The 12,379-nt window shown below is 68.5% G+C and carries 10 protein-coding genes; 3 read left to right on the top strand and 7 right to left on the bottom strand.

Annotated features, from left to right (window positions below):
- Window positions 1-10: 10 nt before the first annotated feature.
- Window positions 11-538 carry a phosphatidylglycerophosphatase A family protein gene (locus ACSFB7_RS09230; RefSeq protein WP_435469961.1) on the bottom strand — a complete coding sequence of 176 codons (528 nt, stop codon included), beginning with the start codon at window positions 536-538 and terminating at the stop codon, window positions 11-13.
- A 183-nt stretch (window positions 539-721) separates the two neighbouring features.
- Here ACSFB7_RS09230 and ACSFB7_RS09225 point away from each other — a divergent pair, with 183 nt between their 5' ends.
- On the top strand, window positions 722-2,182 hold the full coding sequence (locus ACSFB7_RS09225) for an MFS transporter (protein ID WP_435469225.1): 1,461 nt from the start codon (window positions 722-724) through the stop codon (window positions 2,180-2,182).
- A gap of 22 nt (window positions 2,183-2,204) precedes the next feature.
- On the opposite strand, the gene ACSFB7_RS09220 is transcribed toward ACSFB7_RS09225, so the two are convergent.
- Together ACSFB7_RS09220 and ACSFB7_RS09215 are read right to left on the bottom strand one after the other, a co-directional pair.
- Window positions 2,205-3,911: an FAD-dependent oxidoreductase gene (locus ACSFB7_RS09220; RefSeq protein ID WP_435469223.1), complete on the bottom strand. Its 1,707-nt coding sequence runs from the start codon at window positions 3,909-3,911 to the stop codon at window positions 2,205-2,207.
- Window positions 3,912-3,939: 28 nt separating this feature from the next.
- Entirely contained in the window at window positions 3,940-4,947 is a 1,008-nt protein-coding gene (locus tag ACSFB7_RS09215; RefSeq protein WP_435469221.1) for a Bug family tripartite tricarboxylate transporter substrate binding protein, read from the bottom strand.
- Window positions 4,948-5,048: 101 nt separating this feature from the next.
- Between ACSFB7_RS09215 and ACSFB7_RS09210 the strand changes: the two genes are divergently transcribed.
- Both ACSFB7_RS09210 and ACSFB7_RS09205 read left to right on the top strand, forming a co-directional pair.
- On the top strand, window positions 5,049-5,945 hold the full coding sequence (locus ACSFB7_RS09210; protein ID WP_435469219.1) for a LysR family transcriptional regulator: 897 nt from the start codon (window positions 5,049-5,051) through the stop codon (window positions 5,943-5,945).
- A 35-nt stretch (window positions 5,946-5,980) separates the two neighbouring features.
- Window positions 5,981-6,691 (top strand): DUF3053 domain-containing protein, encoded by a 711-nt coding sequence (locus ACSFB7_RS09205; RefSeq protein WP_435469217.1) that lies wholly within the window; start codon window positions 5,981-5,983, stop codon window positions 6,689-6,691.
- A 111-nt stretch (window positions 6,692-6,802) separates the two neighbouring features.
- Here the strand turns inward: ACSFB7_RS09205 and thiL are convergent, their stop codons facing one another.
- From thiL to ACSFB7_RS09185, 4 genes are all read right to left on the bottom strand, one after another.
- Window positions 6,803-7,759, bottom strand: a complete 957-nt coding sequence (gene thiL / locus ACSFB7_RS09200; RefSeq protein ID WP_435469215.1) for a thiamine-phosphate kinase — start codon at window positions 7,757-7,759, stop codon at window positions 6,803-6,805.
- Window positions 7,760-7,903: 144 nt separating this feature from the next.
- Window positions 7,904-9,028, bottom strand: a complete 1,125-nt coding sequence (locus ACSFB7_RS09195) for a YbdK family carboxylate-amine ligase (protein WP_435469959.1) — start codon at window positions 9,026-9,028, stop codon at window positions 7,904-7,906.
- A gap of 77 nt (window positions 9,029-9,105) precedes the next feature.
- Complete coding sequence (locus tag ACSFB7_RS09190) at window positions 9,106-10,377, bottom strand: cation:proton antiporter (protein ID WP_435469213.1); 1,272 nt, start codon at window positions 10,375-10,377, stop codon at window positions 9,106-9,108.
- Window positions 10,374-12,356, bottom strand: a complete 1,983-nt coding sequence (locus ACSFB7_RS09185) for a site-specific recombinase (RefSeq protein WP_435469211.1) — start codon at window positions 12,354-12,356, stop codon at window positions 10,374-10,376. The genes ACSFB7_RS09190 and ACSFB7_RS09185 overlap by 4 nt, the downstream gene beginning before the upstream one ends.
- Between the last annotated feature and the right edge of the window lie 23 nt (window positions 12,357-12,379).

Genomic DNA, 12,379 nt, shown 5'->3' with positions numbered 1-12,379 from the left:
ATCGGTCTTGTCACCATGCGCGCCAGAGCGCAATGACCAGCAGCGTGCAGAAGGCCGCCACCAGGTCGTCGAGGATGATGCCGAAGCCCGCGCGCCACCAGCGCACCTGCGCCGCGTCGCGCTGCTTGAACAGCGCGTCGGCCCAGGCCACCGGTCCGGGCTTGGCGGCATCGAAGTAACGGAACAGCGCGAAGGCGACGGCCTGCGCCAGCAGCCCGGCCGGCGTGACCAGCCAGAGCACGATCCAGAAGGCGACCACCTCGTCCCACACCACGGCGCCGGGGTCGGCGATGTTCATGTCGCGCGCCGTCACCGTGCAGGCCCACCAGCCGATGGGCAGCGACGCCAGGATGATCCAGCCGATGGTGGCGGGCGTGAACCACAGCTGCATCACCACGAAGGCCACCCAGGCCCACAGCGTGCCGACGGTGCCGGGCGCGAAGCGCGGCAGCCCGGAGCCGAAACCCAGCGCGATGGCATGCGCGGGGTGCGAGAACAGAAAGCGGACGGTGGGGCGGGGCAGCGTGGGTTTCGGCATGGGGCCGGTGGCGTCGTGGATGTCGCGGGTGTCGAAGGAAGAAACGGCTTGCATCAGGGGCAGAAGTGTCGCGCATCTGCGCCCCGGCCTGCGCGCCGAAGTTTCTATTTATCAAAGCAATAGCTTGTTTAATTAAGGCGTGCCGCCTAGTATTCGGGCTCCTTTCCGTTCTTCGTGCCTGCCATGTCGTCTTCCTCTTCCGCCGATTCCGCCGCCTTGCAAGCGCCACCCCCCACTGCCGCGTGGAGCGAACTGTTCACCGGCCGCAATGGCTGGCGCGCGCTCGCGCTGACCGGCGGGGTCGCGCTGCATGCCATCAACGTCCACATCGTGACCACCGTGCTGCCATCGGTGGTGCGCGAGATCGGCGGGCTCGACTGGTACGCCTGGAGCACCACGCTGTTCGTGGTCGGCTCGATCCTCGGTGCCACGCTGTCGGTGCGGCTGCTGGCGGTGCTCGGGCCGCGCGGTGCCTGCCTGGCCGCGCTGGCGGTGTTCACCGCCGGCTCGATGGGCTGCGCGCTGGCGTCGGCCATGCCATGGATGCTCGCGGGCCGCACGGTGCAGGGGCTGGGCGGCGGCATGCTTGCCGCGCTGAGCTACGGGCTGATCCAGCTGGTGTTCGCGCCGCGGCTCTGGCCGCGCGCGGTGGCGCTGGTCTCGGGCATGTGGGGCGTTGCCACGCTGTGCGGGCCGGCCGTGGGCGGGCTGTTCGCGCAGGCCGGGCACTGGCGCTGGGCCTTCTGGTTCCTGCTGCCGGTGGCGGCGGCGCAGGCGGTGCTGGTGCTGGTGCAACTGCGGCCCTCGGCCGGCGTGAAGCATGAGCGCCCCGCAACCTTGCCGCGCGTGCCGGCCCTGCAGATCGGCCTGCTCGCGGCCTCGGTGCTGGTGATCGCGGCGAGCGGCTTCCTGTCCGACCTGCCCTGGCAGGCGGCCGGCGTGGTGCTCGGGCTGGCCATCGGCTTCGCCGCCACGCGCATCGACCGCAGCGCCGGCGTGCGCGTGCTGCCCACCGGCGCCTATGCCGTGCGCACGCCGCTCGGCGCCATCTACGCCAGCGTGGCATTGCTGCTGATCGGCACCACCACCGAAATCTTCGTGCCGTACTTCCTGCAGTTGCTGCACGGCCATTCGCCGCTCATGGCGGGCTACCTCACGGCGGCGATGGCCGGCGGCTGGAGCGCGGGCTCGCTGCTGTCGTCGGGCCGCAGCGGTGCCGGGGCCGACCGCATCCTGCGCACCGGGCCGGTGATCTGCACGCTGGGCCTGGTTGCGCTGGTGGTGTTGCTGCCGGCGCCGGGCCTGCTCGGCGCGGGCTTCGAGACGGTGCTGGTGGCCATCGCGCTGGCGGCGGTCGGGCTGGGCGTGGGCATCGGCTGGCCGCATCTGGTGACACGGGTGATGTCGCTGGCCCCCAAGGGCGAGGAAGGCCGGGCCTCGGCCTCGATCACCACGGTGCAGCTCTACGGCATGGCCGTGGGCGCGGCGGTGGCGGGGCTGGTCGCCAATGCAGCGGGCCTGACCGTGCCGGGCGGCATCGAAGGCGGGCGCTCGGCGGCCATCTGGCTGTTCGCAAGCTTTGCGCTGGCTCCCGCGCTGGCCGCGTGGCTGGCGTACCGCACCGTGGCGCGGCGGGCCTGGTGAACGGGCCCTGCCAGTGCCGGGTTCAGGCGACCACGCCTTCCCAGGCCAACGCCCGCTTGCGCGCCCGAACGCGCCTGGCTTCGCCGCGCAGCATCGCCACCAGGTCGTAGACCTCGGCCGGCAGATGGGCACCGCGCCAGGCCACATGCTGGTCGGCGCGGCACAGCACCAGGCGATGCGTGTAGGCCTTGGGCACGTCCTCGGTCTCGATGTCCAGCACCGTGAGCGGCATCTTGTAGGCGCGTGCCGCATGCTCGATCGGCTTCACGTCCACGCTGCGGTCGAAGCGCAGCAGCGTGTAGCCGGGGCCGAAGGCGTCGTAGAGCGAGCGGCCATCGGCCAGCCAGAAATGCGGCGCGCGGCAGCCGGGCACGGTGGAGGGCGTGAAGTCGCCCATCGAATAGGGCGGTGCCGTGTGTTCGCCGTCCGCAATGATGATCGGCGAGCCGCTGTAGAAGTAGCCGAAGTTGAGCCCGCCGCAGCAGAACTGCTGCACGTTGAGTTCGTAGGCCTCGCGCCCGATGTCGGCCCGCAGCGCATCGCCCGCCGGGCCGGGTTCCTCGATGTTCGGCGGCACGGCGCGGCGCGCGCGGATCATCTTCTGCGCATGGTCCATCGCGAAGTTCGACACCTGCTCGGTGATCGGCTGGCGCTCCGCTTCGTACGCGTCGAGGATGGCCTCGTCGCCCCAGCCCTGCACGCAGGCGCCCAGCAGCCACGAGAGATTGAGCGCATCCGCAATGCCCGCGTTCATGCCGTAGCCCGCATAGGGCACCCACAGGTGCGCCGCGTCGCCCGCCAGGAACACACGGCCTTCGCGAAAGCGATTCGCCACGAGGCGGCGGCCGACCCAGTCTTCCTTGCTGATGACCTCGTATTCGAAGTCCGGCCCCACGCCGAGGATGTCGCGCAACGACTGGTCGCGGTCGACCGAATCGAACTCGGGTTCTTCGGCGTTCAGGTGGTTGTGCACCAGCCAGGTTTCGTGGCCGTCGATGGCGAACATCGTGCCGCAGCGGCGCGGGTTCATCGCGTAGTAAGACCACGCCGGCTTGCCCGGAATCATGGCGCGCAATTTCGGCGCGCGGATGAAGGTCGACTGCACGCGCTGGATGACGGCCGTGCCTTCGAGCTTGGCGCCGATCTGCTTGCGCACGGCGGAGCTGCCGCCGTCGCAGCCCACCATGTAGCGGCATCGGATGCTGCGCGTCACGCCACTGTCCATGTCGGTGGCAATGGCGGTCACGCCGTCGTCGTCCTGCGTGAAGCCCGCGAACTGCGTGCAGTTGAGCAGCGTCACGCCAGGCAGCGCGGCCGTGTGCTTCAGCAAAATCGGCTCCAGGTAGATCTGGTTGATGCGGTGCGGCGGCTCCGGCGTGGGCCACCATGCGTCAGGGCCCTCGGTCTCGGTGTAGCGGTCGCGCCGGCACGGGATGGGAATGCGCGTGAGTTCGGCGCCCGTCACGCTGGTGCGGAACACCACGTCGTTCGGGTGGTCCGCGGGCAGCCCCGCATCGCGCAGCTTCTGCGCCACGCCCAGGCGGCGAAACTGCTCCATCGTGCGCGAGGCCACGTGGTTGCACTTCACGTTCGGCGGCTCGGCGAAATGGCGCGTTTCGCAAATGATCACCGAGACGCCGCGCGAGGCGAGGTCCATCGCCAGCGTGAGTCCCACGGGGCCCGCGCCGACGATCATCACGTCGGCGGTCAGTGCGGTGTTGTCTGTCATGTCTTCTCAGAAATCCTGTCGGTTCCCGTCAGTCAAGCCGGATGTTGGCGGTCTGGATGACCTTCGCCCACTTCTTCGTTTCGGAGCGGATGTAGGCCTCGAAGGCTTCGGTCGAACCTGGCGCCGGCTCCGCGCCGAGGTTGCGCATCGAGGCCTTGATCTGCTCGTCGCCGAGCGCGGCGTTGATCTCTGCATTGAGCCGCGCCACGATGGGCGCGGGCGTGCCGGCCGGCGCCACCACGCCGAACCAGCCGGTCGAGTCGTAGCCGGGCAGCCCGGCCTCGGCCACCGTGGGCACGTCGGGCAGCATCGGCACGCGCTGCGCGCTGGTGACCGAAAAAGCGATCAGCTTGCCGGCACGGATCTGCTGCAGCGAAGCGGGCAGGTCGACCAGCGCAAGCGGGATCTGCCCCGCGATGGCATCGAGTGCCGCCGGGCCCGAGCCGCGATAGGGCACTTCCACCAGCTTCACATCGGCCATCTGCGCGAACAGCGCCGCCGACAGGTGCATTGCCGTGCCGTTGCCGCCATGACCGATCGACAGCCCGCCCGGCTGCGACTTCGCCAGCGCGATCAGCTCGCGCTGCGTGCGCGCCGCGATCGAGGGATGGCCGACGATCACGAAGGGCGTGGCCGCGACCATGCCCACCGGCTTGAAGTCCTTCACCGGATCGAAAGGCATCTGCGGATACAGGCTCACGTTGGCGGTCAGCGCGCCCGCTGCGCCCAGGCCCAGCGTGTAGCCGTCGGCCGGCGTCTTGGCCACCAGCGAAAGCCCCACGTTGCCACCAGCGCCGGGCCGGTTGTCCACCACCACCGGCTGGCCCAGCTTCTCGTTGAGCCGCGGCACCAGCATGCGGACCACCGCATCGGCGCTGCCGCCCGGCGGGAACGTCACGACCATACGGATGGGTTTGTTCGGATAGTCGCCGGCCGGAGCCTGCGCGAGGGCCGCGCCGCCGAGGACCGTGCAAGCCGTCGCCAGCACGAGCTGCCGACGCAGTGCGCTCGTCCCGCGGGCGAGGGGAACTGTCATCGGGACTCCTTGAATATGAGTTATCGGTTTGAGCACAGATTGAACGATGGCAGGATTCATTCGTAAATCAAGAAATTTCGAATGAAATATCATCTTTCCTGATGAATACGAACTTCAGTCCTACGATTCGCCAACTGCGCGCTTTCCTGGCTGTCTACCAGTTGCGCAAGCTCAGCACGGCGGCGCAAAGACTGTTCGTCACGCAGTCGGCGGTGAGCATGCTGATCCGCCAGCTCGAGGAGGGGCTGGAGACGCGTCTGTTCGACCGCACCACGCGTTCGCTCAAGCCCACCGCCGCGGCGGAACAGATGATGGTGACGGTCGAGCGCATCCTGCGCGACGTCGATTCGCTGTCGAACGATTTCCGTGAACTGGCCACGCTGGAGCGCGGCCGCGTCACGCTGGCCATCACGCCCACGCTCGCGGGCTTCCTGCTGCCTGATGCCATGCGCGCCTTCAACGAACAGCATCCGAAAGTGCGCGTGCTGGTGAACGACTGCGCGCCCGACCAGTTCATCTCGCGCATCATCGGCGAGCATGTGGACTTTGGTATCGGCACGCCCGAGCGGCCCGGCACCGAGGTCGAAGTGCAGCGTCTGATGCGCGACCACCTTGCGCTGGTGTGCCGCAGCGACCATCCGCTGGCCAAGGCGCGCGTCGTGCGCTGGAGCGACCTGGGGCGCCACCCCGTCATCACCGTGCGGCCCGGCTACGGCGTGCGGCCGCTCATCGACGGTACCGCGGCCGAGGCCGGCGTGACGCTCGACGTGGTGAACGAAGTCTCTTTTCTCTCCACCGCGATCTGGATGACCGCGGCCGGCATGGGCGCGTCGATCATGCCCTCGGCCTTTGCCCGCGCCGAGGCCGATCCCTCGCTGGTGATCAAGGTGCTCAGCGCGCCGCGCGTGGCACGCGATATCTCGGTCGTCATCAAGCGCGGCCACTCGCTTTCGGCCGCGGCGCGTGCCTTCATCGAGGCATTGAAGCGCTCCCTATAATTTTTGAGTCCGCAACAACGGGAGGGCCTTGCACCATGAGAACTTTCATTCAACGTCTCGGGGCCCTGTCGCTCCTAGTGGCCTTCAGCCTTGCGCTGGTGGCCTGCGGCAACAAGGAGGCCGAGCAGCGCACCGCCTTCATCGCCTTCCTGCAGACGCGCGTGCTCGACAAGCCCGGCCTGCATGTGCCGACGCCGACGCCCGAAGAAAAAACATCGTTCGGCGACTACGCGCAGCACTACGCGGTGATCACCGATTTCAACGAAGGCATGAACCAGTCGGTGAGCAAACCGATGGGCGAGGTCATGGCCAAGGGCGCGCTGCGCTCGATTGCCGACCTGGCTTCGCGCCGCGACGACCTCAAGGCCGCGAAGGACGGGCTGGGTGGCCTGCGCACCGCCCTCGACCAGCAGGTCGCCAAGGCCGATGCGGCGCATGCGCAACTCAAGCAGCCTGAGGACCTGAAGCAGGTCTACGACAAGGCCTACGAAAGGACCGTGACGGCGCCCGCCACCACGTTCAAGGAAGTGTTCCCCGCGCTCGACACCGTGTTCGACAGCGCGCTGACCATCGGCGATTTTCTGCAGCAGAACAAATCGAAGATCCAGGTCTCGGGCTCTTCGGTCACCGTGACCGACCCGGCCGTGCAGGTTGAGCTGAACAAGATGCTGCAGCAGTTGAACGGCCAGTCGGCCGCCATCAACGCCGCTCAACGAAAGATGCAGGCGATGGTGCGCGGAAACTAAGGCTCGCCCCCAGGCTTCGCGCACTTCGTGTCGCTTCTCCAACCCCCTACCGGGGGCAACACCTGCGGCCCGGCAAAGCCGGTTCCGCGGTGTTCCGCGAAGGGGCAGGGGTCAGACGAAGTGATCGAACGAGCCGAAGCGCTGCGCCACCAGCGCGCCGCTCGCATCGACGATGCGCAGGCCGGTTTCGGCATCGATGCGGCCGATGCGCGTGACGGGTGTTGCGCTGTCCTTGCCGGCCTGTTCGACGGCATCGCGTGCTGACGGCGGCGCGGTGAAGACCAGCTCGTAGTCGTCGCCGCCCGACAGCGCGCAGGTGCGCAGGATTTCTTTGCCAAGGCCCGGCGCCTCGACCGAGATCAACGCGATCGCCGCATCGGCATCGAGCGTGGCGCCCACGCCGCTCGATCCGAGGATGTGGCCCAGGTCGCCGATCAGCCCGTCGCTCACATCCACCGCCGACGTGGCCGTGCCGCGCAGCGCCTGGCCCAGCGCCACGCGCGGCGTGGGTTGTTCCATGCGCGTGCGCGCCGACTCGAAGGCATCGGCCGACAGCGCGAGCGTGCCGCGAAACACCTCCAGCGCCAGCCGCGCATCGCCCAGCGTGCCGCTGACCCAGATGTCGTCGCCGGCGCGCGCGCCCGAACGCAGCAGCGCCGCGCCAGCCGGCACTTCGCCGAACACCGTGATGCAGATGTTGAGCGGCCCGCGCGTGGTGTCGCCGCCCACCAGTTCGCAGCCGTGCGCGTCGGCCAGCGCGAAGAGGCCGCGCGAGAAGCCTTCGAGCCAGGGCTCGTCCACGCCCGGCAACGCCAGCGCGAGCGTGAAGGCCAACGGCTTCGCGCCGCAGGCCGCGAGGTCGCTGAGGTTCACCGCCAGCGCCTTGTGGCCCAGCCGCGCCGGATCGACGGTGGAGAGAAAGTGCCGCCCCTCGACCAGCATGTCGGAAGAAACGGCGAGCTGCATGCCCGCGGCCGGCGCGAGCAAGGCGCAGTCGTCACCCACGCCGAGCGGGGAGCGCTTGGCGGGACGTTTGAAGTAGCGTGTGATCAGGTCGAATTCACCCATGGGGTGGGAGCATAAGGGGTGGGGAGGCTGTCTTTCTCCCTCCCCTTCCGGGGGAGGGTTGGGGTGGGGGCTCGCGGCGTATCCATCGGGCGCTCTGCCCGCCCCCATCCCAGCCTTCCCCCAAAGGGGGAAGGAGCAAGACGTTCAGGCCTGCCCTCTGAACCTCAACGCCGCCTGCCGCACCACTTCCGCCAACAACCGCTCTTTCCCCTGCTTCTCCCGCAGCCACCGCGCATCGTTGCGGTTGGCCTCGACGCTGGTGCGCAATTCGCCCAACGCCTGCGTGGCGTTGAGCGCCTCGCTGTGCCATTCGAGCTGCGTCATCGTCATCAGGATGTGGTCGCGCAGCGGCATGTGCTGGCCGGTGGCCGGGTCGACATACACCGCGTCGAGCCCGAAGCGGCAGGCCTGGAAACGGTTGTAGGTGTAGACGAGGTAGTCGTCTTCACAAGGCTCGAAGGGCTGCTCCTGCAGGAACCACGCGGCCAGCGACTGCACATAGCCCGCGAGCGCGGCGGCGCGCTCGACGGTGAGCGGCGTGTCGAACACGCGGATCTCGATGGTGCCGAACTCGGGCTTGGGGCGGATGTCCCAATAAAAGTCTTTCATGCTGCGCACGACGCCGGTACGGGTCATGCGCTCGAAATACGCCTCGAATTCCTTCCAGCTCAGCGTGAAGGGCGCGCGGCCCGACAACGGAAATGCGAACACCGAGTTGAGCCGGGCCGAGTCGAACTGCGTGTCCTGCCCCTGCACGAACGGCGACGAGGCCGACAGCGCGATGAAGTGCGGGATGTAGCGCGACATGCGGTGCAGCATCAGCAGCGCCGCATCGGCATCGGGGCAGCCGATGTGCACATGCTGGCCGAAGATGGTGAACTGCTTGCTCAGGTAGCCGTACAGCTCCGACAGTTCGCGAAAGCGCGGCTTGTCGTAGATGCGGCGCTCATGCCACTGCTGGAAGGCATGCGTGCCGCCGCCGACCACCGCGATGTTGAGCTTGTCGGCATTGCGGATCAGCGCTTCGCGAATGGGCGAAAGCTGCGTGATCACGTCCTGCGCCGAATGGCAGATGTCGGTCGAGATCTCGATCATGCTCGACGTCATCTCGGGCACCACGCTGCCGGGCAGCGGCGTCTGCGCCATCAGCCGCAGCATGTCTTCGGCATACGGCGCGAGGTCGTAGTCGTGCGTGTTGACGAGCTGCAGCTCCAGCTCCACGCCGAGCGACAGCGCTTCCGACTTGTTGAACGGCTCCAGCTTAACCATGCGGCTCGCGGGATCGGCCGCCAGCGGCGCCGAACGCACGTCGTCGCTGTCCGGGTCGATGGTGGGAATGGCTGTGCTCATCGCTGCGTGTCTTCCGTGGTGCTGAAGGCCTGTGGCACCCATGGCACCGAGCTTTCACCCACCGCATGAATGGCCACGGTGGCGAGCACCGCGCCCACCACTTCCATCAAGAGAATCGAGGGCAGGGCGACCTGCGTGATCATGGTGCCGAGCAGGGGCGAGGCGCTGGCAAAGTTCGAGGCGATCAGCAATGCGATCGACGACAGCGGCGACATCGCGCAGCCGACCCAGAAGGCCTGCTTCCAGCTGGCGCCGCTGCCCGGGTTGGCAATGGCCACGCCGGCGATCTTGGTGACCAGGCGCACGCCGATCACGGCCAGCACCACGCTGGCCACGGGCAGTGTCCAGTCGGCCTGCGCCGCCACGATGGACACCAGCACGAACATCAGCATGGTCAACAGCGACGCCGCGGTGCCCAGTTGCCGTTGCCAGGCCCAGGGCTTGGGGTTGAGTGTTTTCAGCAGCACGCCGCCGATCAGCGCCGCCAGCGGGGCCGAGCCGCCGACATGCGCCGTGAGCGCGGCGCCCGCCGCGATGAGCGCGAGCAGCAGGATCGACGTGTTCTCGCTCGTCGGGCTCATCACCCGCAGGGCCGAGCGCAGGGCCAGCGCCACGATCGCGCCGACCACGAAGGACAGACCCAGCACCACCGCCACCGGGTAGAGCTTTTGCAGCAGCGTCTGCGGCGCGCGTTCGATCAGGCCGGCCTGCGCATAGCCGAGCGCCAGCGCATAGAAGGTGTTGAGCGTGGCCAGCGTCATCGCGCGTTCGGTCACCGGGCCGGCGGCGCGGGTGTCGATGATCACGCGGCTCAGCACCGCCGGCGAAGCGACGATGGCCATCAGCGCGATCGGGTTGGCCACCGGCTCGGGCAGGCCCAGCAGCATCAGCACCCAGAACACGCCGAAGTAGGTGAGTGTGGCTTCGAGCAGGCTCTGCACCAGCACCATCGGGTTGTGGCGGAACCAGCGCAGCGGCAACCGCCCGCCGGCCTCGAACAGCACCACGGCCACGCCGAGTTCAAGCAGGAAAAGGCTGATGCCACGCAGCGGCCAGATCGCGCCCTCGAACCCCGCAAAGCCCACCACCGCGCCCACCAGCGAATAGCCGATCACCTTGGGCAAGCCCAGGTAGCGGCGCACCAGGTGGCCCGAGACCGCGGCCGCGGCCAGCAACAGGGACCACAGCACGGTGGGCAGGCCGGCCGAGGGGCGCACCCATTCGGACCAGAAACCCAGCAGATCGTTGATGAAGCTCGTCAAATTCATGCAGGTAGAAAGAAGCTGATGGGCCGGCTGCGCCAGCGGGCCCAGATCGCGCTACGGATGCGTGCGCGGTCTCCCAGGCTCACGCTGTGCGCGCGCAGCGCCAGCCGGAAGGCGAAATAGAAACTCACGCTCACATTGAGCGCGCCGATGACCGGAATCGCCGCCACCGCCCACCACAGCGCAGGCTGCTGCAACACCGACAGCCCCGTGGACGCGGCGGCCGCGGCAATCTGCCCGGCCGAGAGCGTCACATGGCGCACGTCCAGCCCGAGCCCGAAGAAACCCGCGAACGCGGGCAGCAGTCCGAGCATGAGGCCGAGCGAGATGTTGGAGGCAAAGCCTGAGATGTGTGTGCGCATGAAGGTGGCCCAGCGGCGGGCCCGTGCGGCGCCCAGAAAAGCGCCGATGCGTGGGTTGTAACGCATGGCGGAGTCCATGCGATGCAGGACAAAGGCGTTTTCTGTCCATCCGGCGATGATGCTGGCCGAAAACAGCAGGATGCCGGTGATTGCCGCGTAAAGCGCGGTCGGCCCGGCCAGCGACAGCGAATGCAGCGTGGACGCGGCATGCGCCGCGTCGAGCAGCGGCCGGCCCAGCGCGTATTGCACCAGCAGCGCCAGCCCGAGCATGGCCGGCACCACCACCAGCACATTGCCGAGCACGGCCGCCACCTGGGAGCGCACGAGGTTGGCAACCTCGTCGACGAAGTCATCGACGGCGGCATCCGACTTGATGTCCCGCAGCCGCGCCGCCAGCGCGGGCGCCGTCATCGCGGGCTGCTTGGTGGCCAGCGTCAGGTGCAGCAATTGAATTGCGACGAAGCTCGCCGCATACATCAGCCCCGAACTCAGGCCCGCCCAGAAGGCCGACAGGCCCAGCGCATAGATGCTGAACTTCAGCAGCACGGTGATGGCCGTGAGCGCGCCGCCGCCGGCCGCCTTCTTCACCATCTGCGCGTAGCTGGCGCGGTCGCGGGTGATGTAGTGCTCGCCGGTCTCGGCGCTGCGCTCGGTCACCTTGGCCGCGAGCATCGACGAGTTCGACGCGATCAGCGCGCGGATGCTGTTGCGCTCGCCGCCCGCCAGCACCAGCCGGCCCATCAGCCGTGCCACGCTGGGCGCGGGGTTGGGCGACATCAGGCAGTCGAGCAGTTCGCGGATGCGCAGCACGCGCTCGCGCAACTGGCGCAGCCGGAACACCAGGCCGACCGAGATGCCGTTGTCTTCCAGGTGCGTGTAGACCGAGGAGGCGCTCGCGCGGCAGGCGTCGAGCCGGTCGCGAAAGGCCACGAAGGCGGCTTGCAGTGCTTCGTCGCTTTCTTCGCCGGGCGGCTGCTCGAACATCTGCTCGCGCAGTTCGTCCAGGTCGGCCATCAAGGCGTGGAAGGGGCGCGATGCGGCCTGCTCGGTGCTCATGCGCAGCCGCAGTTCGGGCGAAAAGCCCGCCGCCACCACCTGGCTGGCGCAGTAGGTGACGGCGTCCATCACCGTGTGGCGCCAGCGCGGCGCGCCGTCCGCGTCCAGCGCGGCGTCGGCGAGCAGCGCGCCGATGCGCCCGAGCTGGGTTTCGTCGAGCAGCGCGATCCAGCCCGCATCGAACACGCCCGGCAGCACCATGCGGAACAGGTCCGACGCATCGGTGGTCTCGGGCGTGCCGGGCAGGATCTTGCGGCGCAGCCGCTCACCCAGCTCGCTGGCGAAGGCGGTGCGCGGCGCGAAGCCGTAGTCGGCCAGCAGCGTCGTCAGGTCGACCGTCTGCGTGAACGCGCGCCACCAGGCGCGCAGGCGTTCGCGCAGCTCGGGTCGCGCCTCGATGGCGTCAAGCAGCAGTTGCACGCGGCTCATGGCCGCCTGCGGCGAGGCGCGGTCACCGCGCAGCCAATCGAAGAGATTGATGAGCCAGATGTGGCGCTGCGCCACATCGGCCGTGGGGTCGAGGCCGGCAAGCAGCCCCTGCAAGTCGCGAGATGCAGCAGCCATGGGGAGCGGGGGAAAGAAAAAAG

Source organism: Variovorax raffinosi (genome assembly GCF_051216615.1).
Lineage (GTDB): Bacteria > Pseudomonadota > Gammaproteobacteria > Burkholderiales > Burkholderiaceae_C > Variovorax.
Note: the sequence above shows the minus strand (reverse complement) of the source record. Positions and strands in the feature narration are given on the sequence as shown.